Annotated in this window: 26 protein-coding genes; 10 read left to right on the top strand and 16 right to left on the bottom strand. The window is 59.8% G+C overall.

All coding sequences use genetic code 11. The features are described from left to right. Position 1: 1 nt before the first annotated feature. On the top strand, positions 2–2,086 hold the full coding sequence (locus ACQZ40_RS10435; RefSeq protein WP_448747902.1) for a hypothetical protein: 2,085 nt from the start codon (positions 2–4) through the stop codon (positions 2,084–2,086). Between the two features lie 89 nt (positions 2,087–2,175). Further along, entirely contained in the window at positions 2,176–2,589 is a 414-nt protein-coding gene (locus tag ACQZ40_RS10430) for a GNAT family N-acetyltransferase (RefSeq protein WP_448747901.1), read from the top strand. Here ACQZ40_RS10430 and ACQZ40_RS10425 read toward each other — a convergent pair. Then, on the bottom strand, positions 2,586–3,539 hold the full coding sequence (locus tag ACQZ40_RS10425; protein ID WP_448747900.1) for a LysR substrate-binding domain-containing protein: 954 nt from the start codon (positions 3,537–3,539) through the stop codon (positions 2,586–2,588). The genes ACQZ40_RS10430 and ACQZ40_RS10425 overlap by 4 nt on opposite strands. Positions 3,540–3,625: 86 nt before the next feature. Here ACQZ40_RS10425 and ACQZ40_RS10420 point away from each other — a divergent pair, with 86 nt between their 5' ends. After that, on the top strand, positions 3,626–4,591 hold the full coding sequence (locus tag ACQZ40_RS10420; RefSeq protein WP_448747899.1) for an MBL fold metallo-hydrolase: 966 nt from the start codon (positions 3,626–3,628) through the stop codon (positions 4,589–4,591). 57 nt (positions 4,592–4,648) lie between these two features. Here the strand turns inward: ACQZ40_RS10420 and ACQZ40_RS10415 are convergent, their stop codons facing one another. Both ACQZ40_RS10415 and ACQZ40_RS10410 read right to left on the bottom strand, forming a co-directional pair. Then, positions 4,649–5,962 carry an MFS transporter gene (locus ACQZ40_RS10415; RefSeq protein WP_059757366.1) on the bottom strand — a complete coding sequence of 438 codons (1,314 nt, stop codon included), beginning with the start codon at positions 5,960–5,962 and terminating at the stop codon, positions 4,649–4,651. 338 nt (positions 5,963–6,300) lie between these two features. Next, on the bottom strand, positions 6,301–6,870 hold the full coding sequence (locus tag ACQZ40_RS10410) for a GNAT family N-acetyltransferase (protein WP_448747898.1): 570 nt from the start codon (positions 6,868–6,870) through the stop codon (positions 6,301–6,303). A 297-nt stretch (positions 6,871–7,167) separates the two neighbouring features. On the opposite strand from ACQZ40_RS10410, the gene ACQZ40_RS10405 reads away from it, so the two are divergent. Continuing rightward, on the top strand, positions 7,168–8,160 hold the full coding sequence (locus tag ACQZ40_RS10405; protein WP_448747897.1) for a glutathione S-transferase family protein: 993 nt from the start codon (positions 7,168–7,170) through the stop codon (positions 8,158–8,160). Between the two features lie 16 nt (positions 8,161–8,176). Here ACQZ40_RS10405 and ACQZ40_RS10400 read toward each other — a convergent pair whose 3' ends face one another. Beyond that, entirely contained in the window at positions 8,177–8,668 is a 492-nt protein-coding gene (locus tag ACQZ40_RS10400; RefSeq protein WP_448747896.1) for an NUDIX domain-containing protein, read from the bottom strand. 66 nt (positions 8,669–8,734) lie between these two features. Between ACQZ40_RS10400 and ACQZ40_RS10395 the strand changes: the two genes are divergently transcribed. Beyond that, positions 8,735–9,685, top strand: coding sequence for a metallophosphoesterase family protein (locus ACQZ40_RS10395; RefSeq protein WP_065655687.1), 951 nt, complete (start codon positions 8,735–8,737; stop codon positions 9,683–9,685). Between the two features lie 48 nt (positions 9,686–9,733). On the opposite strand, the gene leuA is transcribed toward ACQZ40_RS10395, so the two are convergent. The 4 genes from leuA to ACQZ40_RS10375 all read right to left on the bottom strand — a co-directional run bounded on the left by leuA (position 9,734) and on the right by ACQZ40_RS10375 (position 13,467). Beyond that, entirely contained in the window at positions 9,734–11,443 is a 1,710-nt protein-coding gene (gene leuA / locus ACQZ40_RS10390; protein ID WP_003523073.1) for a 2-isopropylmalate synthase, read from the bottom strand. A 318-nt stretch (positions 11,444–11,761) separates the two neighbouring features. Then, the gene (gene brnA / locus ACQZ40_RS10385) at positions 11,762–12,004 is read right to left on the bottom strand and encodes a type II toxin-antitoxin system BrnA family antitoxin (RefSeq protein ID WP_170985846.1); all 243 of its coding nucleotides are present in this window, start codon (positions 12,002–12,004) and stop codon (positions 11,762–11,764) included. After that, positions 11,985–12,254, bottom strand: a complete 270-nt coding sequence (locus ACQZ40_RS10380) for a BrnT family toxin (RefSeq protein ID WP_137003859.1) — start codon at positions 12,252–12,254, stop codon at positions 11,985–11,987. The genes brnA and ACQZ40_RS10380 overlap by 20 nt, the downstream gene beginning before the upstream one ends. Before the next feature lie 34 nt (positions 12,255–12,288). After that, complete coding sequence (locus tag ACQZ40_RS10375; RefSeq protein ID WP_174036286.1) at positions 12,289–13,467, bottom strand: benzoate/H(+) symporter BenE family transporter; 1,179 nt, start codon at positions 13,465–13,467, stop codon at positions 12,289–12,291. Positions 13,468–13,745: 278 nt separating this feature from the next. Here ACQZ40_RS10375 and ACQZ40_RS10370 point away from each other — a divergent pair, with 278 nt between their 5' ends. Then, the gene (locus ACQZ40_RS10370; RefSeq protein ID WP_448747926.1) at positions 13,746–14,741 is read left to right on the top strand and encodes an esterase-like activity of phytase family protein; all 996 of its coding nucleotides are present in this window, start codon (positions 13,746–13,748) and stop codon (positions 14,739–14,741) included. A gap of 63 nt (positions 14,742–14,804) precedes the next feature. Here ACQZ40_RS10370 and ACQZ40_RS10365 read toward each other — a convergent pair whose 3' ends face one another. Both ACQZ40_RS10365 and ACQZ40_RS10360 read right to left on the bottom strand, forming a co-directional pair. After that, entirely contained in the window at positions 14,805–15,449 is a 645-nt protein-coding gene (locus ACQZ40_RS10365) for an NrsF family protein (RefSeq protein ID WP_338810668.1), read from the bottom strand. Continuing rightward, the gene (locus ACQZ40_RS10360) at positions 15,446–15,994 is read right to left on the bottom strand and encodes a sigma-70 family RNA polymerase sigma factor (RefSeq protein WP_121490424.1); all 549 of its coding nucleotides are present in this window, start codon (positions 15,992–15,994) and stop codon (positions 15,446–15,448) included. Before ACQZ40_RS10360 ends, ACQZ40_RS10365 begins: the two co-directional genes overlap by 4 nt. A 185-nt stretch (positions 15,995–16,179) precedes the next feature. On the opposite strand from ACQZ40_RS10360, the gene ACQZ40_RS10355 reads away from it, so the two are divergent. Then, positions 16,180–16,449, top strand: coding sequence for a pentapeptide MXKDX repeat protein (locus ACQZ40_RS10355; protein ID WP_003523062.1), 270 nt, complete (start codon positions 16,180–16,182; stop codon positions 16,447–16,449). Between the two features lie 72 nt (positions 16,450–16,521). On the opposite strand, the gene ACQZ40_RS10350 is transcribed toward ACQZ40_RS10355, so the two are convergent. Further along, positions 16,522–17,103 (bottom strand): ATP-dependent Clp protease proteolytic subunit, encoded by a 582-nt coding sequence (locus ACQZ40_RS10350; RefSeq protein ID WP_003523060.1) that lies wholly within the window; start codon positions 17,101–17,103, stop codon positions 16,522–16,524. 236 nt (positions 17,104–17,339) lie between these two features. Here ACQZ40_RS10350 and ACQZ40_RS10345 point away from each other — a divergent pair, with 236 nt between their 5' ends. Further along, on the top strand, positions 17,340–17,930 hold the full coding sequence (locus ACQZ40_RS10345) for a HupE/UreJ family protein (RefSeq protein WP_059754176.1): 591 nt from the start codon (positions 17,340–17,342) through the stop codon (positions 17,928–17,930). A 100-nt stretch (positions 17,931–18,030) separates the two neighbouring features. After that, positions 18,031–18,780 carry a DUF2076 domain-containing protein gene (locus tag ACQZ40_RS10340; protein ID WP_448747895.1) on the top strand — a complete coding sequence of 250 codons (750 nt, stop codon included), beginning with the start codon at positions 18,031–18,033 and terminating at the stop codon, positions 18,778–18,780. A 25-nt stretch (positions 18,781–18,805) separates the two neighbouring features. Here ACQZ40_RS10340 and queF read toward each other — a convergent pair whose 3' ends face one another. The 4 genes from queF to ACQZ40_RS10320 all read right to left on the bottom strand — a co-directional run bounded on the left by queF (position 18,806) and on the right by ACQZ40_RS10320 (position 21,920). Next, positions 18,806–19,270, bottom strand: coding sequence for a preQ(1) synthase (gene queF, locus ACQZ40_RS10335; protein ID WP_078051763.1), 465 nt, complete (start codon positions 19,268–19,270; stop codon positions 18,806–18,808). Between the two features lie 16 nt (positions 19,271–19,286). Then, positions 19,287–20,189, bottom strand: coding sequence for a cation diffusion facilitator family transporter (locus ACQZ40_RS10330; RefSeq protein WP_065655937.1), 903 nt, complete (start codon positions 20,187–20,189; stop codon positions 19,287–19,289). A gap of 155 nt (positions 20,190–20,344) precedes the next feature. Further along, positions 20,345–20,746 (bottom strand): glyoxalase superfamily protein, encoded by a 402-nt coding sequence (locus ACQZ40_RS10325; protein ID WP_125146618.1) that lies wholly within the window; start codon positions 20,744–20,746, stop codon positions 20,345–20,347. Between the two features lie 67 nt (positions 20,747–20,813). Next, on the bottom strand, positions 20,814–21,920 hold the full coding sequence (locus ACQZ40_RS10320) for a branched-chain amino acid ABC transporter substrate-binding protein (RefSeq protein ID WP_065655678.1): 1,107 nt from the start codon (positions 21,918–21,920) through the stop codon (positions 20,814–20,816). A gap of 285 nt (positions 21,921–22,205) precedes the next feature. On the opposite strand from ACQZ40_RS10320, the gene ACQZ40_RS10315 reads away from it, so the two are divergent. Continuing rightward, positions 22,206–23,381, top strand: a complete 1,176-nt coding sequence (locus ACQZ40_RS10315; protein ID WP_142779576.1) for a DUF3095 domain-containing protein — start codon at positions 22,206–22,208, stop codon at positions 23,379–23,381. A gap of 132 nt (positions 23,382–23,513) precedes the next feature. Here the strand turns inward: ACQZ40_RS10315 and ACQZ40_RS10310 are convergent, their stop codons facing one another. Then, a complete protein-coding gene (locus ACQZ40_RS10310; protein WP_003524068.1) occupies positions 23,514–23,834 on the bottom strand; it encodes an ArsR/SmtB family transcription factor in 321 nt (106 codons plus the stop codon). Positions 23,835–24,328: the final 494 nt, after the last annotated feature.

The following is a 24,328-nucleotide window of genomic DNA, read 5'->3' as shown; positions in this document are numbered from 1 at the left end:
CATGACATTGACCTTCGCCCCCTTCCTGCCGTGGATCGTGATTGCCGTTCTGGCCGTCGCCGCCCTTGCCCTCTCCTTCATAGGCCTGTGGCGCGGTGTGCGCGGCGCATGGCTGCGCGGGCTGGCGCTCGCCGCCCTGCTTGCGGCAATAGCCAATCCGCTTTTGACGCAGGAGGAGCGCGAGCCGCTCTCCACCATCGTGCCCGTCATCGTTGACCGCTCGCAGAGCCAGGACGTGCAAGACCGGCCGCAGATGACGGACACGGCGCTGAATGCGCTGAAAGACCGGCTCTCCCGCTTCCCGCGCATCGAGCCGCGAATTGTCGAAGTCCGCGACGACGGCGAGAGCGATTCGCCCTCCACGCAGCTTTTCTCGGCGCTCTCCTCCGCCGTTTCCGATGTCTCGCCGTCGCGCGTTGGCGGCGCGATCTTCCTGAGCGACGGCCAGATTCATGATATCCCCAATGCCCTGCCCAATGCCGAACAGGCGCTCGGCTTTCGCGCACCCGTGCATGGGCTGATCACCGGCAAGGCCGATGAGTTCGACCGCCGTATCGAGATCGTTCGCGCCCCGCGCTTCGGCATCGTCAACGAGGAACAGCAACTGACGCTGCGCGTCTTCGATGATGGCCGCCCCGCCGGCGGCGGTGCGGCGGAAGTGACCGTGAAGATGAATGGCGAAGAAATCGCCACGCTGCAGGCGACACCCGGCCAGCCGACGCCGTTCAATTTCAAGGTTCCGCGCGGCGGCAACAATGTCATGGAATTTTCCGTCGCCGAGCTTCCCGGCGAAGTGACGGCTGCCAATAACCGCGCCGTTCACCTGATCGAAGGCATTCGCCAGAACCTGCGCGTGCTGCTCGTCTCCGGTGAACCCCATGCCGGCGAACGGGCGTGGCGTAACCTCCTGAAATCCGATGCCTCGGTCGATCTGGTGCATTTCACCATTCTGCGCCCCCCGGAAAAGCAGGATGGCACGCCGATCAACGAACTCTCGCTGATCGCCTTCCCGACCCGAGAATTGTTCGTCGAAAAGATCGAGGATTTCGACCTCATCATCTTCGACCGCTACCAGCATCGCGGCGTGCTGCCGATCCTCTATTACGATTACATCGCCCAATATGTCGAAAAGGGCGGCGCGCTCTTGATCGCCGCCGGGCCGGAACATGCCGGTCAGGATTCGATCGCCATGACGCCGCTCGCCTCCGTGCTGCCGGCGCAGCCGACCGGTCAGGTGCATCAGGCCGCCTTTTATCCGCGCCTTTCGGAAGCGGGCAAGAAACACCCCGTCACCCGCGGGCTGGAAGGTTCGGGCAACGAGCCGCCGCAATGGGGCCGCTGGTTCCGCACCATCAGCGTCGACCCGCCGCAGGGCCAGACCGTGATGCTGGGCGACGGGCAGGACCCGCTTCTGGTGCTCAACCGTCAGGGCGAAGGCCGTGTCGCCATGCTGCTGTCCGATCAGGGCTGGTTGTGGGCGCGCGGTTTCGAAGGCGGCGGCCCACATGTGGCGCTTTATCGCCGCATCGCCCACTGGCTGATGAAGGAACCCGAGCTTGAGGAAGAAGCGCTGACGGCGCGCGCGAATGGCCGCACCCTGCAGATCACCCGCCAGACCATCGGCGACGATCCCGGTCAGGCCAGCGTGCGTTTCCCTTCCGGCAAGACGGAAAACATGGCCTTCACCAGCACGGAGCCCGGTCTTTACAGGATCGAGCGCCGCATGGACGAAACCGGGCTGTTCGAAATCAAAAACGGCGATTTCACCACCCTCGTCCATGTCGGCGCGGTGGATGCGCCGGAATTCAAGGCGATGATCTCGACCACCGAAACGCTGAAGCCGCTGGCCGAAGCAACAAAGGGCAGCGTGCACCGTGTCGCCGACAATTCCGGCCGTATCGCGCTGCCCGATATATTGCCCGTCCGAGGCGATATCAGGGTTGCCGATGAGGATCGCATGCTGATACGCATGACCGACGAGACGGTGCTGAAAGGCGTCAATACCCTGCCGCTCTTTGCCGGTTTTGCCGGGCTCGGCGCCCTGCTGCTCGCCTTCTCCGCGCTGTGGTGGCGTGAGGGCCGGTAAGGGCGTGGCCAGCGAAGAGCTTAAAGCGCTTCAAGTCTCGGAACGGAAAACGGGAAACGGCCGCCGCCCGGCGGCCCGGGAAGATGAACATGAATTTCGTTTTGAGCGACGTCGCGGATGCAGAGGCCGAAAAGGCCATTCGCGATCCGCTGGTGGCCTATAATCTCGCCCGTTTCGGCGAAAGCGACAAACGCGAACTCAACATCACCATCCGCGATGACGACAATACCGTCACCGGCGGTCTGGTGGGCCATACCGCTCGCGGCTGGCTTTACGTGCAGCTTCTTTTCGTGCCGGAGGCCATGCGCGGTCAGGGCACAGGCCCGAAGCTGCTTGCCATGGCGGAGGAAGAAGCCAGAAAACGCGGCTGCATGGGCGCCTATATCGACACGATGAACCCGGATGCCCTGAGAACCTATGAGCGCTACGGTTTCACGAAGATAGGCTCGCTTGACCCCCTTTCCAGCGGCCAGTCGATCACCTGGCTGGAGAAGCGGTTCTAGGCCGCAATCCCCGATACCCCACCGTCGACCGTTCGGCCCATGGCCTCACGGATTTGCTGGCGAAGCCATACGGCTCCGGCATCCGCGTCAGTTTGCAATGTCCAGACCATGGCGACGGGCGGGAAACTCAGCGTCACCGGCACCGGGCTTATTTTCAGCCCCAGCATTGGCGCATAACGCAGGGCGATGCGTGAGGACACAGTCGCCAGCACTGCCGAGGATCGCGCCGTCGCCAGCACCGAGAGAAAATCCGGTGCGGCCGCAACGACGTCGATTTCCAAGCCGCTCAGTTCCAGCGCATCCTTGATGCAGCCATGCAGGCTGTCCGTCTGCGATATGACCGCGTGTTTCGCCTCCATATAGGCGTCCAGTCCGACGGGATTGGGCAGATCGAGCAAGGCCGGGTTGAAACAGCAAAGCACGCTGGAGGAATAAAGCGGTTCGCAATGGTGGCGCTGCTCTTTCGAGTAGGTGCATCCGACGGCCATGTCGATCACACCCGTATCCAGCATCGCGGTAATTTCCTGCTCCTGCCCGCTGCGGGCCAGAATGCGAATACCGGGCGCGATCTCCCGCAGCCGCGCCGTCAGATCCGGCAAAAGCAATAGCTCCACCTCGCTCGACATGCCCAGCCGGAATGTGCGGCGCTCCGTCCCCGGATCGAACACATCCGCCGTCAAAACCGCCGCCTGCGCCTGCCTGAGCGCCTGCCGCACCGGGCCGGCCAGATGGAGCGCCCGCGCCGTCGGCTTCATCTCCTGCCCCACGCGGATGAAAAGCTCATCCTGAAACAGGGTGCGCAAAGTCGAGATGTTATGGCTCATGGCCGGCTGTTGGATTTTCAGCCGCCGCGCGGCGCGCGTCACGTTCATCTCTTCCATCATCGCATCGAAAGCGATCAGAAGATTGAGGTCGAAGGAACGGAGATTGAAATGATCGATAGTTTGCATAAGTCACATCGATTTGATTGCTGGCTTCCCTACACTTAGCTGGAGTGCGGAAAGTTTCAAGACGTTCCCTAACTCAGGAGCCTTTAATGCCATCACGTCGCTCACTTCTCAAAGGCGCCGCCAGCGCCATCTTTGCAGCCTCTTTCATTGCGCCCTCCCTCGCCTTTGCCAAAGCGCCGCTCGCTGCCACCCAGGCACCCGGCTTCTACAGGCTGATGGTCGGCAAGGTGGAAGTCACCGCGCTGTCGGATGGCGTCGTCGCGCTGCCGCTTGCAAAACTTTACAGCAACACGACACCGGAACACGCATCCAAGGTTTTGCAGGATGCCTTCCTGCCGGACGAGACGCCGACCTCCGTCAATGCGTTTCTGGTCAATACCGGCGACAGGCTGGTGCTGATCGATGCCGGCACCGGCAACTATCTTGGCGCGAGCCTTGGCAAGCTTGTCGCCAATATCGAAGCTTCGGGCTACAAGGCCGGTGAGATTGACGACGTCATCCTCACACACATCCATACCGACCATTCCGGCGGATTGTCGGCGAATGGCAAACGCGTTTTTGCCAACGCGACCCTGCACGTCAACAAGCGCGAAGCCGCTTTCTGGCTGGATGAGGCAAAGGCGAAGGCAGCGCCCGAAGCGATGAAAAAATATTATGCCGAAGCGAGAGAGAGCATCCAGCCCTATATCGATGCCGGCAAATTTGAGACTTTTACCGATAACGCCGCGCCGGTTCCCGGTCTCGGCTCGATCCTTTATGCCGGCCACACACCAGGCCATAGCGCCGTCGTTCTGGAAAGCGAAGGCCAGAAAATCGTCTTCTGGGGCGATATCACCCATGGCGATATCCTCCAGTTCGATGAGCCTGACGTGGCAATCGAATTCGACGTCGACCAGAAGGCCGCCGTCGTGGCGCGTGATTTGGCATTCAAACAGGCGGTAGAGGGCAAATATCTGGTGGCCGGCGCGCATATCGCCTTCCCCGGCATCGGCCACGTGCGCACTGACAGCACCAATTACGATTGGCTGCCGGTCAATTACGCCGCGCTCTGATAAGAACAAGACGTGGCCCGGTTCTGAAAGATCGGGCCATCGCCTTGGATCGCGACCTCAGGTGAGCGCGACCTGCCGCGTCTCTGCGTTGATCATCGTTGCGGCTATGGCCGCCAGCACCAGCAAACCGGCAAAGATGCCGATCGCGACCCCAAAGCCCTGCGCAATGGCATAACCGAGCAGAGACGGCGCCAGCAGGCCGCCGAGCCTTGCCATGGCGCCGGCAGCCCCCATGCCGGTCGCCCGCGATTCCGTCGGGTAAAGCTCCGGCGTATAGGCATAAAGCGCGCCCCACGTGCCGAGCAGCGCAAAGCTCATGATAAGAAGCGAGGCGGCGATCATCGCACCCGCCGAGGCCAGCGTGAACAGCAGGCAACCGAGCGCAGAGAGCAGGCAGAAGCCGATCAGCGTCGGCTTGCGGCCCCATTTTTCGACACCATAGGCGGCAAGCGCATAACCGGGGATCTGCGCCAGCGCCACCAGCACCAGAAAACCATAACCACGCACGAAACCGAACCCGTCACCCGCCAGTTTCGCAGGCATCCAGGTGAAGACGCCGTAATAGGAAACGGAAACGAGAAACCAGATGGCGAGGATCATGATGCTGCGCTGCCGGAGCGCCGGCGAAAATATCCCCTGCCCTTTGCCCACGTCAGGCTGGAAAAGCCCGGTCCCGGCATCGAGCGGCGCACGCCCATTCGTTACCAGCATTCGGTTGACGACGGCCTTGGCTTCTTCCAACCGCCCGCTGCGCAGCAGGTAAAGCGGCGATTCCGGCACCAGAAAACGAAGGCCAAGACCAAGAACGGCCGGAAAAGCCGTCACGGCGAATATATAACGCCAGGCATCGGCCACACCGGCAAGGCTTGCACCCCAGGCCGCCAGCGCCACTATCAGCGTTCCGACAGCCCAGAAACCCTCCAGAAAGACCAGCCAGCGGCCGCGATTCTTAGCGGGCAGGAATTCGGCCATCATCGCATAATCCACCGGCAGCGTGCCGCCCACGGCAGCACCGGTGAGAAAGCGCAGAACGAGCAGAATAGTGAAATCAGGCGCGAACACCGAAAGCACACCGAACAGCGCATCGCAGGCCACGGTGACGATCAGCACGCGGCGACGCCCGTAACGATCCGCCAGCCGCCCGAAACCGGCAGCACCCAGCAGCATGCCGAAAAAGAACGCCGTGCCAGTCTGCAACGCCTGCGGCACCGTCAGCCCGAAGGTTGCGGCGATAGACGCGGCGGTGAAGCCAACCGCCAGAACCTGCATGGCATCTGCCGCCCAGACGAGACCGAATATGCCCATCAGCCGCCGCTGATAGGCGCCTGCGCCCGCACGCTCCAGCGCATCGTTCATGGTGATAGCCGTCATGCCCCGCCCCTTTGCAGAAATCGACTTTGACTTGCTATCGTATAGGGGGAGGAAACGGAATTGAATTCTGTGGAGGGAGACGCGTTGTTTCGAAACAGGCTAGAGGAAGATAGATTTTACCAGACAAAAAGATGTGCAAGGCAGTCTCGATGTTTGCCATAGCGCGCAACGCCCCTTCCGTCATCCCGGCCTCGAGCCGGGATCCAGTCACGGCGCGTCTGCGCCGTGGGAAGAGTCCTTTCAGCCCAAACACTTGGGCTGGCTGGATTCCGGCTCAAGGCCGGAATGACGGGGTTTTACGCTGCGTTAAAAAGCACAAAGCCCCTTCGGATACCCCCTCAACCGTAAACCCTGAGCGGCTCCTCAAAACCCTCATCTTCCGCCGTGGCGGTCGACATGACGGCCTCGCATTTGCGCCAGCCGATCTTGCCCTTCAGCCGCTGGTGCACGTCGTCACCAATCGGCACGACGAGCACGCGGTTCGGGTCCACCGGTCCCGGAAAATCGAGCGCCGCATAAGCGACCTTCTCGAAACCGAGCGGCATGTAATAGGGCGGATCGCCGATCAGGATAACCGCTTCGGAGCCCTTTCGCCGGGCGGCGGCAATGGCGATCCGGACGAGTTCCCGGCCGATGCCCTTGTTCTTGTGCGAGGGCCGAACCGCAAGCGGCCCGAGCATATGGCCCTTCACCCCGCCCGCCAGAACCGGCGTCATGCGCACCGAGGCAATGGTTTCGCCATCGTCAGCGCAGACGAAGGACAGCGACCGGTCATGCGGCCCCTGCTCACGAATGCGCGCTGCGGCACGGGTATGCCTGCCGGGACCGAATGCTTCTTCGTTGATGACGTCGATGATGGCGTCGTGCGACGCGTCCTCGGTGAGGTAGACAAGATCGTGCTTGGACATGAAGAGACCGAAACTTCCAGAATGCGGATGCGACAATAGATGACGGCTGCGCCGGTAAGGGCGTTCAGGAGCGTCAGCGTCGTCGGAGCATCCGTGGTTCGATCATAATCAGCAATTTCCTCAGAATTGTGAAAATTGCAGTTATCAGGAAAATTCTCACCCGTCCAGAACAAATCTCTGCGCTATCCCATTCAGTTTGCCACAGGACCGGAAACGCATTGTTCAACGCCTTTCGGGTTCGCGGAAGAGTGCAGAACGGTTAGGATCGCTCAAAAGGAAACAATTAAGGAGATCGTCATGGGCATGCTGGTGGAAGGCGTATGGAAAGACGTCTGGTATGACACCAAGGAAACCAAGGGGCATTTCAAGCGCAGCGCCTCGCAATTCCGCAACTGGATCACAGCGGATGGCGCACCCGGCCCTTCCGGAGAAGGGGGGTTCGAGGCGGAAAAGGACCGTTACCACCTCTATGTCTCCTTCGCCTGCCCCTGGGCGCACCGCACCCTGATTTTCCGCAAGCTCAAAAAGCTGGAAGACCTGATTTACGTCTCCGTCGTCGATCCGCTGATGCTGGAAAACGGCTGGGAATTTAAGCCTGAGGGCGAGCGCACGCCGGGCGCGACCGAGGATCACCTCTTCGGCTCCTCCGCACTCTGGCAGGTCTACACAAAGGCAGACCCCAAATATTCGGGGCGCGTCACCGTGCCGGTGCTCTGGGACAAAAAGCGCGGCACCATCGTCTCCAATGAATCGGCGGAAATCATCCGCATGTTCAATTCCGCCTTCAACGATCTCACCGGCTCGCAGGCCGATTATTATCCTGAAGCGCTACGCAGCGAGATCGACGCACTGAACGACGTGATCTACGACACAGTCAATAACGGCGTCTACAAGGCCGGCTTCGCCACCACGCAGGATGCCTATCAGCAGAATGCCGTAAAAGTGTTCGAAACGCTGGATATGCTGGAGGACCGCCTGAAGGACCGGCGTTTCCTGTTCGGTGCGGAACAGACGGAAGCGGACTGGCGCCTGTTCACGACGATGGTGCGGTTCGACCCCGTCTATGTCGGCCATTTCAAATGCAATATCCGCCGCATCCACGACTATCCGCACCTGACGGATTACCTGCGCGATCTTTACCAGACGCCGGGCGTGCCGGAGACGGTGGATATGCGCCACATCAAGGAGCATTATTACCGCAGCCACCGCACCATCAACCCGACCGGCATCGTGCCGGTCGGCCCGGAACTGGACCTGACAATGGCGCATGGTCGCGAGGCGCTCTCCTGACGGAGAGCCGCCGCCTTTACCAGTGATCGGCGATCGCCGCTTCGCCGGCAAGCTCGGCGAGGCGGCGACGGGTGGCGGCCGTCACCCCTTCCGGCAGCTCCGGCAGGTCGAAAAAGCCGCTTTCGGCAATTTCATGATCCGGCTTTTTCGGTTTGGTCTGGGTGACGTCAAGCCGGTAGAGCGCAACATGATCGCGATTGCTGCCTTCCAGATTGAGATAGACATGGAAAAGCTCCGGCCTGGAAGCTGCTTCGAGATTGCCTTCTTCGCGGATTTCCTTGTGCAGCGCCACGAGCAGGGTTTCACCACGTTCCACCCCGCCGCCCGGCAGATACCAGCCCGGCAGATAGGTGTGCCGCACCAGAAAAATTCTGCCCTTTTCATCGAAACAGGCCGCACGCACGCCAAGGGTGGCGCCGCGCGTGAACAGAAAAACGAAATGCAGAAAACGGATGAAGACACGCATATGGAACGGACGGGCCTGCCGCCCGGTTGTTTCGTCATTCACCCTTGTTTCTCCCCGCCTGCCGGCTTTCATTGGACGCGCGGCATATCATAGGTTATCTCTGCCGCCATGTTCAAACTTGCGCATATTTCAGACGTCCATTTGGGGCCACTGCCAAAACTCACTTTCCGCGAACTTGCATCCAAGCGTATCACCGGTTTTGTCAACTGGCACCGCAACCGCCGCAAGCATCTCTTCACCGATACGCTGGAAAAACTGCTCGACGATCTGGAGACAAAGTCACCGGATCATTTGGCTATTACCGGCGATCTCGTCAATCTTGCGACCGGGATTGAAATCCGCGCCGCCGCCGACTGGCTGGAGGAGGTGGGCGATCCCGAAAAAACCTCCGTCGTTCCCGGCAATCACGACGCCTATGTTTCCGGCGCGCACGACAAGGCCATGCAGGCCTGGTATCCCTATGTTCGTGGCGATGGCGATCCGCCGGAATGGGACGACGACCGCAAGATTTTCCCCTATATGCGCGTGCGCGGTCCCGTCGCACTCATTGGCTGCTCCACCTCGATTGCGACACCGCCCTTTTCGGCAACCGGTTATTTCGGCAACCGGCAGGCCCGCGCCACGGCGGAGCTCTTGAAAAAAGCCGGTGAACAGGGGCTGTTCCGTGTGGTGATGATCCATCACCCGCCGATCAGGGGCGCTTCCCCCACCCACAAGCGCATGATCGGCATCCGCCGTTTCGCAGCGGCGCTGGGCGTCGGCGGCGCGGAACTCGTGCTGCATGGCCATACCCATCTCAACACGGTCTACTGGCTGAATACGCATCATGGGGAAGACCACATCCCGGTCGTGGGCATTTCCTCCGCCAGCCAGGGACCGGGCGGTGAAAAACCGCGCGCGGCCTATAATCTCTTCCATATCTCCGGTGGCCCCGGCACATGGAATGTCGCCTGTGAGCGTCACAGCCTCAATGAGACGGGGACGGGCGTGGCGCTGGAGGATGTGCGGGTGTTTTATGAAAACGGGCGGCCGCTTGGGTTTTCGCTGCTGGGGGAGTAGGTTCGCTGCGGTGAGGTTGGAGCATGTGGCTTCACCCTCAAGGCCCACTTACCGCGCCCGCTCTTCCAGCACCCGATTGGCCGCCGAAACAATCGCCTCCAGCGACGCCGCTACGATATTCGTATTGACGCCTGCCCCGAACAGCTTACCGCCCGGATGCTCCATCTCGACATAAGCGATGGCCGAAGCGTTCGAGCCATGCTGCAGCGAATGCTCGGAATAATCATTTACCGACAGGTCAATGCCGAGATAAACCGACAGCGCATTGATGAACCCGTCGATCGGGCCGGTGCCCTTGCCCTCGATGCGCTTCACCTCGCCATTATCGGTGATCTCGGCGGCGACGATGCGCACGCCCTTGAAATCGCCGGCCGGATAGGTGTGGTGATCGACGAACTTGATGCGCGCATTCGGCTGCGTCACGTAACGCTCGATAAAGCGCTCGTAGATGCGCTTGGCCGGCAGTTCCACGCCCTCTTCATCGGTGATGCGCTGGATATCCTCGCGGAATTCCACCTGCAGATTGCGCGGCAGGTTGATGCCGTAATCCTGCTGCAGAATATAGGCGATGCCGCCCTTGCCGGATTGCGAGTTGATGCGGATGATCGCCTCATAGGAGCGGCCGACATCCTTCGGATCGATCGGCAGATAGGGCACTTCCCAGACGGGATGGTTGGCGACCTTGATCGCCTTCATGCCCTTGTTGATCGCATCCTGATGCGAGCCGGAAAAGGCCGTATAGACCAGTTCACCGACATAAGGATGGCGCTCGGGGATCGTCATCTCGTTGGAATATTCATAGACCGCCTTGATGCGCTCGATATCGCGGCAATCCAGCTCCGGATCGACACCCTGCGTATACATGTTCAGCGCCAGCGTCACGACGTCGACATTGCCGGTGCGCTCACCATTGCCGAACAGCGTGCCTTCGACGCGGTCCGCACCGGCCATCAGGCCCAGCTCGGTCGCGGCAATGCCGGTGCCACGGTCATTGTGCGGATGCAGCGAGATGATGACATTTTCGCGATTGTCGATATTGCGGCACATCCATTCGATCTGGTCGGCATAGATGTTCGGCGTCGCCATTTCCACCGTCGAGGGCAGGTTCAGGATCAGCTTGTTGTCGGCCGTCGGCTTCACCACCTCGACCACTGCGTTGCAGATTTCCAGCGCCACTTCCAGCTCTGTGCCGGTAAAGCTCTCAGGCGAATATTCGAAGCGGTAACCGCCGCCAGCCTTGGCCGCCATATCGGTGATCATCTTGGCTGCATCGACCGCGATCTGCTTGATGCCGTGCACATCCTTGCCAAACACCACGCGGCGCTGCAATTCCGAAGTGGAATTGTAGAAGTGGATGATCGGCTTGTTGGCGCCCTCCAGCGCCTCGAAGGTGCGGGTAATCAGCTCCGGCCGGCACTGCACCAGCACCTGCAGGGAAACATCGTCAGGCACATTGCCCTCTTCCACGCACCAGCGGGCAAAATCGAAGTCCGTCTGCGAGGCGGAAGGGAAACCGATCTCGATTTCCTTGAAGCCCATTTCGAGCAGCAGCTTGAACATGCGGGCCTTGCGGTCGTGGCCCATGGGGTTGACCAGCGACTGGTTGCCGTCACGCAGGTCCACCGAACACCAGATAGGGGCCTTATCGATGGTCTTGCCCGGCCATGTACGGTCGGGGATATTGATGGTGGGATAAGGGCGATACTTCACGCTCGCGTCAGCCATGCCCTTGGAAATATTGGTAATCTTGCCGTCCATTTCGCTTCCTCCTTGCGCAGTCCGCGGGCTTCTTCAAGCCATCGGCGGATGCGCGGCCCTGAGGGCCTAAATCCAGTATAAAATGAGATTTCGAGATGAGGAGCGTTTGCACCAGCGGGCTTTCGGCCGCCGGGCGCTCCTCACTGGACCCGGCAACCGCGTGTAAGGTCGAGGCTAAGAAGCGAGAGTGCACCGCACGGCGAGGCCTTCGCAGAAATCTGCGCGCTCATTCCAAAAATAGTTGCGATGCTGTGGCTCATGGCGATGTGTATAAACAGCGGCTGGCGGTCTGACAAGTGATCTTGTGCCGTGCGCCGGTTATTTTCCCTGCCTGCCGCTCTCCAGCCTTTCGGCAATCCATTCGGCCATCAGGGATTGTCGTGTCCTGCCAAGGCGCACCGCTTCCGCATCCACTTTCCGCAAAAGCTTTTCAGGCAGATCGATATCGACATGCACCATTTCCAGTCCCGGACGGCTTGCCTTGGACCAGTCGAGATAATCGTCGATGTCTTCACCATCGTCGAATTTCCTGTCAAATTCTTCAGCGCTGATCGTCTTCATAACGCTGCCTTTCCTTGTCTCTGGAACGCCTGACGGAGATGATACGCAACCGGTCATTTCTGTAAGTGTAAATGGCGCTCCAGCACTTTCCGCGTAACTGGGCGACCATAATATACCGCTCTTCCGACGTGGTTTCGAGAGGAACGACGAGTCTTTTCTCGTCCAGCCAAAGCGCTCTTGCCTCGACGAAATCTATTCCGTGTTTGTCTTTGTTACTTTCACTTTTGGCAGGATCGAATTCGAAATCCATAAATAGTATTTCTTTAAAACAATAAGCTCCCTATCTAACCACGCTTCACCATTCGCTGCAACGCCATCATCAGCCCGCCGCCGATCAAGCCCCAGAAGGCCCCGGAAATGCCGCCGAAGGAAAGGCCGGAGGCCGTAATGAGGAAAGTGATGGCCGCCGCCTCGCGGGTTTCCGGCTCCCTGAAGGCTGCGACAGCGGAGCCGGAAAAGGCGCCGACCAGTGCCAGCCCCGCCACCGCCTGAATGAGGATCGGCGGCGCCAGCGCCACGAAGGCGGTGACCACGCCCGCCAAAAGGCCAAAAATAATATAGCCGACACCGCCGATGATCGCCGCCCAGTAACGCCGCTTCGGATCGGGATGGGCGTCCTCGCCAGCACACATGGCAGCAGTAATCGCCGCTAGATTGACGGCATGGCCGCCAAAAGGTGCGGAAAGCAGCGAGAAAAAGCCGGTCGAGGCGAAAAGCGGTCCGGGCTGCGGATCGTAATGATTGACCTTCAGCACCGCGATGCCGGGAATATTCTGCGAGGCCATGGTGACGATGAAGAGCGGCAGCGCGATGGAGACAACCGCGTGGAGACTGAAGACGGGCGTTACCCACTCCGTCGGCGGTGTCAGCGATTGCGCCACGCTGTCCAGCGCACCCGCCGGAATTTCGACGCCAAAAATCATCACCAGCACGAAGGCGGCAAGGGCGGCGGGCACGGCGAACAGTCGTTTAAAGGCCCCCACCACGATCCAGGCGAGGATGATGGGCAATCCGAGCGCCGGGTTGAAGCCGATCGCCTTGATGGGCGCAAAACACAGGCCGATGATGACGCCGGAGAGCATGGCATTGGCAAGCGGCGCGGGAATGGAGGCGACCGCCTTTCCCAGGGGCCGGAACAGGCCCGCGATGATGATCAGGATGGCGCAGATGATGAACCCGCCGACGGCCGCCGGAAAGCCGCCCTCAATGACGCCGGTGGTCGCAAGCAGCGCCGCACCCGGTGTCGACCAGGCGATGCTGATGGGAAGCCGGGTGGCGGCGGAGAGAATAATGGCGCAAAGCCCCATCGCCACCGAAAGCGCCATCAGCCCCGACGCCGCTTCGAAATCCGTCGCGCCGACAGCTTTCAGGCCCTGCAGCACGACGGCGAAGGAGCTGGCGAAACCGACAAAGGCGGTGAGGCAGCCCATGAACAGGCTCTGGACGGAAAAATCTTTCAGCATGAAGCACTCTGCGGCCTGCTGTCTGTCGCAAACAACCGCAGCGGTCCGCATTGGCGACAGGCAGAAACAAAACTGAAGCGTGACGCGCGAATCCGGGGATGGCGACACGCTTTGGATGAAGCGTGATTATATTCAGGATCAAAAAAGACGCGGCTTGGCAAGATGAGCCGCCAGACTTCAGGTACGGCGGCATGGAAAACGTCATCAAAGTTTAGCGGCACGGCGCTAATCCTCCCTGCACCACAACCGGTCATCCGCCACAAGAGGGACCCTTGCCAATGCTGCGCATCGTCACCACCGTCGCCTGCTGTTTTGCGGCTTTGCCCGCCGCGGCCCAGACCCCGCCGCCGCCGGCCTTTCTCGGCCAGATCGTCGTTCCATCGGGCCTCTCCATCGATGGCGTCACCTTCGGCGGCATTTCCGATCTCGCTTTTGACAGCGAAACCGGGCGTTATCTCGCAATTTCCGATGACCGTGTGGAAAAAGGGCCGGCCCGTTATTACGAGCTGGAGCTGACTGTCGCGGAAGGCATCGCGCTCGACCGCAAGGGCGGCAAGCTCTACTGGTCCTCCGAACGCGACCTGAAGAACCAGCCGGCGCTTTACGTCTCGGACCTCGACGGCAGCAATGTGAAGCGGCTGGAACTGCCAAACGCCTATCTCGTCGATGACGCCAAGACCAGGGGCGTACAGAACAACCTCGCTTTCGAAGGCCTGACGCTGATGCCCGGCCGGCTGATCGCCGCCACCGAAAATGCGCTCACCCAGGACGGCCCCAAGGCGACCCCGCAGGCGGGCAGCCCGGCCCGCATCCTCGTCATCGACACGGCGACGCTGAAACCGGTCGCCGAGCATGTCTATGTAACCGAGCCTATCTCTAAGACGCCGACAGCCGCCGAGCCGAAATATAACGACAACGGCCTTTCCGCCATCGCGGCCCTGCCGGATGGCCGTTTCGTCGCCGTCGAGCGCAATTTCGCTTCCGGCGTGGGCAATCACATCCGCTTCTTCATCGCCGACATGTCCCGCGCCGACAATATTCTCGGCAAGGACAAGATCGATCCCGCATCCGTGGCCGCCGTATCCAAATTGGCCTGGTTCGAAATCAACGAAGGCGATTTCGGCCTCGATATCGACAATATCGAAAGCTTCGCCTTCGGCCCGGTGGTGGATGGCAAGCAGCTCTTCGTCATCGCTTCCGATGACAATTTCAACACCGGCAAGCAGTTCACCCAGTTTGCAGCTTTCGCAATTCCCGCCAATCTGGGTCAGTGAAATCCACATGAAGCAGAATGCCGGTTCTGGACCATGTCCGGGCCGGCATCGGCAATCATGCCTTCACCAGCGGAGCAGACGTGAACCGGCAAAAGCGCCGATGATGCCGGTCAACAGGATGCCCAGCGAATACCAGATCAACACGAAAGCCATGCCGTTTTCGGTGCAGAACCACGAATAAACCCATGCCCCGGCCGCACCTGCTGCGATGCCCGAGGCAAAACCCGCAAGCCTGGGATCAGCGGGAGCCGAACGCCTGAGAACCGAGAAATTCGCGATAAACAGCGGCAGCGCGAAAGCAACGATCAAAAACGGGCAATGCAGCGCCGACGATCCGAGAATGAGGGTCCTGTAGGTGCCGGGCACGGCAAATCCAAGCTGGACGAGCGCGATGACCGCCATGGCCACGAAAATCACCGCAAGCCACGCAAACAGGCCACCCCTGTCGCCGTCCGGCCGCGCAAGACGCATGACGGCGAAAAATGCGGTCACGGCCAGCAGGACATTATAGGCGGATTTGACCCAGAAACCCGGTTCGGTCATGGCGTCATTCATATCGCTGCGAAGCCCCAGAATGACGACCATCAGCAGCAGCGAAACGCCGAGCGCGGGCAAGGCCACGAACGCCAGCCTCCGCTCCAGCGCGAAAGCTCGTACCGGTTTCAGATCGCCCGCCAGTTGGTCGATGATGTCTTCCGTCTTCCTCACGTGTCCCCCCGCAACTTTGCCGCCAGGACTTTCAGCGTTCTGTGAATACCGACCCTCGCCGCAAGCTCGGTCTGGCCGGATTTTTGCGCCGCTTCGGCAATTGAGTGACCTTCGAGCTTCACCCTTCGAATGAGATCCCGCTGCCGTTCCGGTAACTCATCAAGCAGCCGCTCCACATCCATGCGGGCCGTGACCGCATCGACGGACGGTTCCGCCTCCAGCGTTTCATCGAGTTCCACTTCCGCCAGCACGCGCGCACCCCGGCCCCGATAGTGATCAATGAGCTTGTAGCGCGCTATCGAAAAGAACCAGGCCGTAAAGGGTCGCGCACGGTCATAGGTCTCCCGCTTGGCGTGAAGCGACAACAGGGTTTCCTGCACAAGATCTTCGACATCGCCTCTGGCAGCTGCTCCCATGCGCCGGCCGTAATAGGCGATCAGCAGCCGTCTCAGGGCATGAAGCAAATGCCTGTAGGCGCCTTCGTCCCCATCGAGGGAACGCAGCATCAGCATTTTCAGTGTTTCTTCCGAAGGGCTGCCTGTCATCGTCACTATCGGGTTATTCGCAATCGGCAGGATATTGTTACATAGTGGCTTTAAAAAAATCTCGCCCGAACTTGTCGTCACAAGCGCGTGAAGATGTAACGGTCGGCCTTTCCCGTCCGAATGGACAATCGTGAGCCCCGGCACGATGCCGGCGGACATTCAACGACGTCCAGAGGAGACCCTTCATGACCCGCATTTTCACCGCCATTGCCGCCGCTTCCCTTCTGTCCGCTCTTTCCTTCGCAGGCATCGCCCATGCCGACAGCATGAAAACCGATACGATGAAGAAGGATACCATGCATAACGACACGATGAAGACAGAGACGATGAAAAAGGATGGCATGTCCATGACCGGCAAGAAGGCCAGCAAAAAGGACTGCATGCACAAGGCCGGCATGGAAATGGACAAGATGAAAAAGGCCGACATGATGAAGGCCTGCGACATGATGAAATAACACCGGCCTGAAAGGAAAAAGCCCGCACCGGTTTTCACCGATACGGGCTTTCTCAACTGAAAAATCGAAAACTCAGAGTTCCGACTGGCTTTCGACGATCTTGCCGACGAGGCCGTAGTCCTTGGCCTCTTCCGCGCCGAGCCAGTAATCGCGATCGATATCCTTGGCGATCTTTTCTTCGCTCTGGCCGGTGGCTTTGGAGAAGATCTTGATCAGGCGCTGGTTCATCTTGATGATTTCGCGGGCCTGGATTTCGATGTCGGACGCCATGCCGCGCGTACCGCCGGAGGGTTGGTGCAGCAGGAAGCGGGTGTTCGGCAGGCAGAGGCGACGTTCCTTCGGCACCGAAACGTAAATCAGCGCGCCGGCGGAAGCGACCCAGCCCGTGCCGATGATATAGACCTTCGGCTTGATGAACTTGATCATGTCGTGGATGGAATCACCCGATTCGACATGGCCGCCCGGCGAATTGACGTAAACGCGAATGTCGTCGTCGCTAGCGGCGGCGAGAGCCACGAGCTGCGTGCAGACCTTCTGCGCCAGTTCCTGCGTTATGCCACCATAGATGAAGATCGAACGCGACTTGAAAAGATTCGCTTCCGTTTCCTTGCCGATCGGCAGTTCCTTGCTCTTGTCGTCTTCGTCTTCGTTCATCAACGGCTCTCTCCAGCAAAATTCGTGCATGCCCTTCGGACATAGTGCGACTTGTTACGTAAGGCAATGAGAGAAAAAGGCAAGGTTTGCCCGCCAACAATAAACAGCACCCCCGGCAGATGACGCATGGACAGCCTGTCTGCCTTCGCGATATCGTTGAGGCCTCATTGCAGCGCCGCCTGCCGCGGGAAGCCCCAAGATTCCATTGCGGACGGCCATAATTTCAAGAGGGAACCATGCTGAAAAGACTAAGCCTCACTGCCGCCGCACTGGGCGTTACCGCCCTGCCCGCTTTCGCGCATTTGAACCCGGAAGAACACGGCTCCTTCATGGCCGGCGTCTCCCACCCGTTCTTCGGTGCGGATCACATTCTGGCGATGGTGGCCGTCGGCATCTGGGCCTCGCAGATCGCCGTGGCGCAGGGCGACCGCAAGGCGCTGTGGATCGTGCCTTCCGCCTTCGTCGGCACCATGGCCGCCGGCTTCCTGATGGCTGTTTATGGCATCGGGCTCCCCTTCGTCGAACCGGCCATTCTCGCCTCCGTCATCGGTCTCGGCCTGCTCGTTGCCATGGCGGCAAGGCTTCCGACGGCAGCGGCGGCGGCCGTTGTCGGCGCTTTCGCGCTTTTCCACGGCCATGCCCATGGCGGTGAACTCGGCAGCGCTGGCGCATGGCAATTCGGCATCGGCTTCATGATCGCCACCGCCATTCTGCATGCGGCCGGCATTGCGCTCGGCCTCGGCATTGCCCGTTTCGGCTCGGTCGCAAGCCGCACGGTCGGCGCGTTGACGGCGATTGCGGGTCTCTCGCTCGCTTTCGGCGGCTGACGATCATTACCGAAATTTAAAATTCGGGCTGCTTTGAAAAGCCGGAATTGAGGCCTACCTCCTTATCGTGGATTTTCGCTTCACGGTAAGGAGGCATCATATGTCACCGGAAGAAAGCCAGCTTCTCAAGGCCCTGTTCGACAGGACCAGAACCGCATCCGCCACCCCGCGTGACCGCGAGGCGGAAACTTTGATCGCAGACGCCGTGCGTGATCAGCCAGCAGCTCCCTATTATCTCGCGCAGGCGGTGATCGTGCAGGAGAAGGGTTTGGAAGCGGCGGCAGCCCATATCAAACAGCTCGAAGAGCGCGTCCATGCATTGGAAAGCGCTAATCCGGCCCCTCAGGCCGCAGCGCAGGGTGGCTTTCTCAGTTCCATCTTCGGCACCGGCCAGCCGCAGCCCCCAGCCCCGACTCCAGCACCCGCTGCCGCCCCAGCCTCGTGGCGCAACGATACCGCTGGCCAGACGGCCGGTCCGTGGGGATCGCCGGCAGCCCAGCAGCAGCCCGGTGGACCGTGGGGTCAGCAGCCGGCAGCAGTCGGCCGGTCTGGCGGCGGTTTCCTGCAAGGTGCGCTAGGCACCGCGGCAGGCGTTGCAGGCGGCATGCTGCTTGCGAATTCGCTGAGCGGCATCTTCGGCAGCCACATGTCGTCGCTCGGCCTCGGCTCGCCCTTCGGCGGCAATAGCGGCACTGGCAATGCGCCGGTCGAAGAAACGGTCATCAACAACTATTATGGTGACAGCGCGAGCCCGCAGGATAACAATGACGACGATATCCAGCAGGCCGATTACGACGACAGCGCCGATGATCCCGACTTCGATTCAGGCGACGATAGCTCGTTCGTCTGAGCTTTTTATCACCTGACGAGCCGGATCAGCCGCGACCGCGATAGGTGGGAACGCCCTGATCCGGCAGCCATACGCCCTCGGGCACCGGTCCGGTCTGCCAGAAGACGTCGATCGGAATGCCGCCGCGCGGATACCAGTAAGCGCCGATTCTCAGCCACTTCGGCTGCAGCAGCTCCACCAGCCGCCTGGCGATATAGACCGAGCAATCCTCATGGAATGCACCGTGATTGCGGAAGGACTGCAAAAACAGCTTCAGCGACTTGGATTCCACCAGGAAATCGCCCGGAATATAGTCGATGACGATATGGGCGAAATCCGGCTGGCCGGTCATCGGGCAAAGCGAGGTGAATTCGGGTGCGGTGAAGCGCACCACGTAATCGGTGCCGGCATTGCCGTTCGGCACCTTTTCAAGAACGGCCTTTTCCGGGCTCTCTGGCGTATCGACCTTCGTGCCCAGCTGCGACAGGCCGGAAACATCCGTCACGGACATGGAAAACTCCTGTTTTTCAAACAATCACTTTAACGCCATGCGCCTTTTCGCCTTCCGGCTCGACGTGAATGGCAAGGCTGGCGCCCGGTATGACGTCCCTTATGGCATCTTCAAGGCGGTCGCAAATATCATGCGCCTCGCGCACCGTCATGACAGCAGGGACCACGACGTGAAAATCGATGAAGGCGGCCGAGCCGGCGCGGCGTGTCCTCAGATCGTGTACGCCAATGACGCCGCCGCAATGTTCGGCGATGGCCTTCTTGATCGCCTCGTCTTCTTCCGGTTCCACGGCCCGGTCCATCAGCCCGCCAAGCGAATGCAGAATGACCTTGGATCCCTGGAACAGGATGTTGATGGCCACCAGAATGGCGAGCAGCGGATCGAGAATGGCATAACCCGTCAGCAGCGCCAGAATAAGGCCGACGAGCACGCCTGCCGAGGTCACGACGTCGGACATGATGTGATGGCCGTCCGCGGCCAGTGCCGGTGAGGCGTGTCTTTTGCCGACACGGATCAGGATCGTCGCCCATATGGCGTTGATGACGCCCGCCGCCGCATTGATGGCAAGACCAAGGGCCGGTGCTTCCGGCAGCCTCGGGTTGAAAAGACCGCCCCAGGCCTCCTGCACGATCAGAAGCGCGGCAACGACGATCAGCACTCCCTCCACGACGGCGGATATATATTCCGCCTTGTGGTGGCCGAACTGGTGGTCGTCATCGGCGGGCTTCTGCGCATAACGAATGACAAAATAGGCGATGAAGGCCGCGACCACGTTGACGGTCGATTCCAGACCGTCCGATAAAAGCGCGACCGAGCCCGTGACCCACCAGGCCACGAGCTTGAGGCCCAGCACGCCGAAAGAAAGCGGAATGCTCCAGAATGCGAGCTTCCGGACCAGCGTATTGCCTTCACTGTTCATTTTTGCCCCCGTGCGGATGCGAACGAATTGCATGACCGATTGCCAAAACGCACGAACCGCGCGCACGGGGTCTCCGTGCGCGCGGTTCGCTATTTGCGCGTTCTATCGTTCAAACGGAGAACAAGGTCAAGGGCCTTGCGCTCAGGCCCAAAACATCACTCTCCGCTTTTCTGCTCACAGAAACGAATGCGGTTGCCGAACGGATCGGTCACTTCCATCACATCACCCCATGGCAGTTCTTCAACGCCCGGCTTCATGAAGCGATAGTCTTTCGCCGCCAGTTCCTGTTGATAGGCGTGAACGCCGTGCATGGTGGCGAAGATGTTGGAGCCCGGCGTCGCATCGCCATGATGGCCGCTAAGATGAAGCCCCATTCCGGCCCGTGAAACCTGCATGTAAAGCGGGAAATTATCGCCGAAGCGATGTTCCCAGTCGACCTCGAAACCGAGAAAATCGACATAAAACTCCCGCGCCTTGGCCTCGTCGAAAATTCTGACGATCGGGAATATCCGCCCGAAGCCGATGTCTTCAACAGTCCGCTTCCCGGCATCGCCCATGCTGCCTCAACCCTTTTCCGGCCGTAAAACGATACCGGCCGCACAGGGTGCGGCCGGTAGGATCAGCTTATTCGGCTGCGACGATCTTGCCGTCCTGCCACTTGAACAGCGAGAAGGCCTGCGAGGTCAGGTCGCCGTTTTCGCCGTAGGTCACCTTGCCGATTGCGGTCGGGAAAGCGTCACCGCTTTTCAGGGCCGTGGCAACCGCTTCGGAATCCTTGGCGCTTCCAGCCTTCTCGATGCCGGCCTTCAGCACTTCCACGGCAGCGTAAGCATTGAGCGTGAAGGCTTCCGCCGGAATGTTGGCGGCCTTCAGCGCTTCGGCAGCGGCCTTGGAATCGTCGTTCTTCAGCGCGTCGGAAGCGTTAGTGAAGATCGTGCCTTCGCCAGCCTGCGAACCGATGTTCCAGAACTCGCTGTTCGACAGGCCGTCACCGCCGATGACGGCAGCCTTGGAGCCGATATCCTTCAACTGGCGCACCAGAAGACCCGCTTCCGGGTGGTAACCGCCGAAATAGACGATGTCGGCATTGTCGGACTTCAGACGGGCCGTCAGCGCGCCGAGATCCTTTTCGCCGGGCGTCAGCGCATCGTAGAGAACTTCGGTCACGCCACCGGCATTCAGCGTGGTCTTGAAGGCGTCCGCCAGACCTTTGCCGTAAGCGCCCTTGTCGTGAATGATGGCGATCTTCTTGTCCTTGAGGTTGGCGAGAACATATTTCGCCGCAACCTCGGCCTGCTGGTCGTCACGACCGCAGGTGCGGAAAACGTTGGCAAGGCCCCGGTTGGTCAGGCCCGGCGCGGTCGCCGTCGGCGTTACCATCAGCACGCCGTTTTCGGCAAAGACATCCGATGCCGGAATGGCGACGCCAGACGTCACCGGACCGACGACGAAGTGGATGCCTTCGGCAACCAGCTGGTTGGCCGCGGAAACGCCCTGCTTCGGCTCACCGCCGTCATCGGCAAGCTTCAGCACGACCTGTTCGCCGAGGATGCCGCCCTTCTTGTTGATTTCATTGACTGCCGTCTGGGCGCCGTTCTTCACCTGGTCGCCATAGGCGGCGACAGGACCGGTGAGCGGCGCAATCAGGCCGATGACGATTTCGGCATGAGCAAGGGGTGCGAATGCGAAGGACGCTGCAAGCGTCACGCTGGTCAATGTCTTCAGTTTCATCCTGGTGTCTCCTTAAAGGGGGTCGCGGGACCCGGTGAGCGCCATGGGGCGCCGACCGAATGAAACTATCGGACGCCTCCCGGCGAAAACTCGTTCCATTTTTGAATTCCGAGCCTTCCACTCAACTCATACGGAAGGTTTGATGATTTATGCAAGTCACTTTGCTGGATTAGCTCTATTAGCGGTAAATCATTCGCCGGATCGGCTACGATTGCGCCGTGTGAATGGACGCATCGACCTTCCGTAAACGCTTGGCGTTTGGCCGCCGCTGGAGGATAATACGCCATGATCGCAGCAGATGAAGAATTTCTGACGGGCCTGCCCGTCTTCCGGCATTTTGAAGACGTGGCCGACCCGGCGCTTTATCGCGCCCTGCCGCCGGGATGGGGGTTGGCCATCGCCGATATCATCGATTCGACCTCGGCAATCGGCACCGGCCGCTACAAGGCCGTCAACATGGCGGGTGCGGCGGTCATATCGGGCGTATCGAACAGTCTCGGCCGTCACGACCTGCCCTTCGTTTTCGGCGGCGATGGCGCTGCCGTCGCGGTGCCGCCGCACGGGCTGTCTGTCGCACGCACCGCGCTTTCGAATGTGCAGCGCTGGGTGAAGGACGATCTCGATCTTGCCATGCGCGTGGCGCTGGTTCCCGTCGAGGATATTCGTGAAAATGGCTTCGATATTCGTGTCGCGCGCTTTCAGGCGAGCGAGGACGTTTCCTACGCCATGTTTTCGGGCGGCGGCAACAGTTGGGCGGAAGCGCGAATGAAGGAGGGGCAATATGCCCTGCCGGCAGCCGAAAAGGGCGAACGCCCCGATCTCACCGGCCTTTCATGCCGCTGGAACCCCATTCCTGCCACCCATGGCAAGGTGGTGTCGATCATCGCCGTGCCGGGGCCGTCGCGGGACATGCCGGCATTTCGCCAACTGGTCGTCGATCTTGTCGATCTGGCCGAACAGGACGCAAGACACGGCCACCCCGTGCCGGAGGATGGGCCGAAACTCGGTTTCGTGCGCGAGGGTCTCGGCCTCGAAGCCCGTGCCGGCGCTGCCTATCGCGATGTCTGGGGCAAGACGCGCCGCTCGTTTCGCGTTCTCGGCGAGTCCCTGCTCGTCAATCTCTTGAGCGTGACGGGGCTCTCGTTCGGACCGTTCAATGCGATACGCTACCGGCGTTCGGTCGCGAGCAACACCGATTTCAGGAAATTCGACGACGGCCTGAAGATGACGGTGGATATCGACGCCGCACGGCTCGAAAAAATCCGCGCGCGGCTGGAACAGGGCCGCCTCTCGGGAAGCTGTTATTACGGCCTGCACGAACAGGATGCCGCATTGATGACCTGTATCGTTCCGTCTCCGCTTTCGCGAGACCATATGCATTTCGTGGATGGTGCCGACGGCGGATATGCGGCTGCGGCAAGCCGTCTCAAGCAGCAGATACAGCTTGCTGCGCCGGTCTGAAAAGCGCTCCAATACGCAGCCCCCGATTCCTGTGCCGGATGCGCCCGCAGCGAAGGCCAATGAAAAGAAAAACCGGCGTCGCGCGCCGGTTTCAATCTAGTGATGCTGCCGGGCCTTAACAGGGCCGTGGGCTCATGCAGCGGTCTTGCTGCTCTTCTGCGCCTGGCAGTAAATTTCCTCGAGGGATGCGAGGATTTTTTTCACGGATTCGGAATTGCTGGAATAATAGATGGTCTGCGCATCCCGTCGTGTCTTCACCAGCCGCTGGGCACGCAATTTCGAAAGATGCTGCGAGAGAGCGGACTGGCTGAGACCAACCTGTGAAGCGAGAACACCGACCGGCACTTCCGTATCCACCAGCGTGCACAAGATCATCAGGCGCTTGGGATTCGCCATGGCTGAGAGCAAGTCTGCAGCGGCGATGCTATGTTCCGACAGAGATTGATTATCCATACGCTCAAGTCTCCTGATGACAGTCGAAAAAGACGGTCATGGTGGCTATTATAGGTGTTCCAAAAGGTGTTTTTATAATTCAGTCGATACGTTGTATATACCTAAATCTTGCTTATATCGTGTCCCCTTCAAAGACTATTCTTCACCGATTATTTACTTAAAATATTGTGACCAAATTATCAGCTTTTTGCCTGTTTTTTGTCAATTTGATGATAAACCCATGTATTAGCGGCAGTATTTATAAGCAATAAACGATAAAAAGTTGAGCACCTCAATCTTAACACCCGACGCCGGATTTTGGGGTGACAATCTATTACCACCTTAAATTTAGCAGCGAGCTAAAGAATCTAGATTAACTTTGCGCAATTTTCTCTAAGTTTGCAATATGATTTTTATTAGTAATTATTTTCATGCATAACTTGTGATATCAAAAATATTCTTTGCTACCGTGGGAAGGTATAACTTGCGCCGTAAAGATCTTCTGGAAACAGAAA

It is taken from the genome of Agrobacterium sp. 16-172Ci (assembly GCF_053522725.1).
The sequence above is the reverse complement of the archived record's forward strand: the minus strand, read 5'-3'. Positions and strand labels throughout refer to the sequence as shown.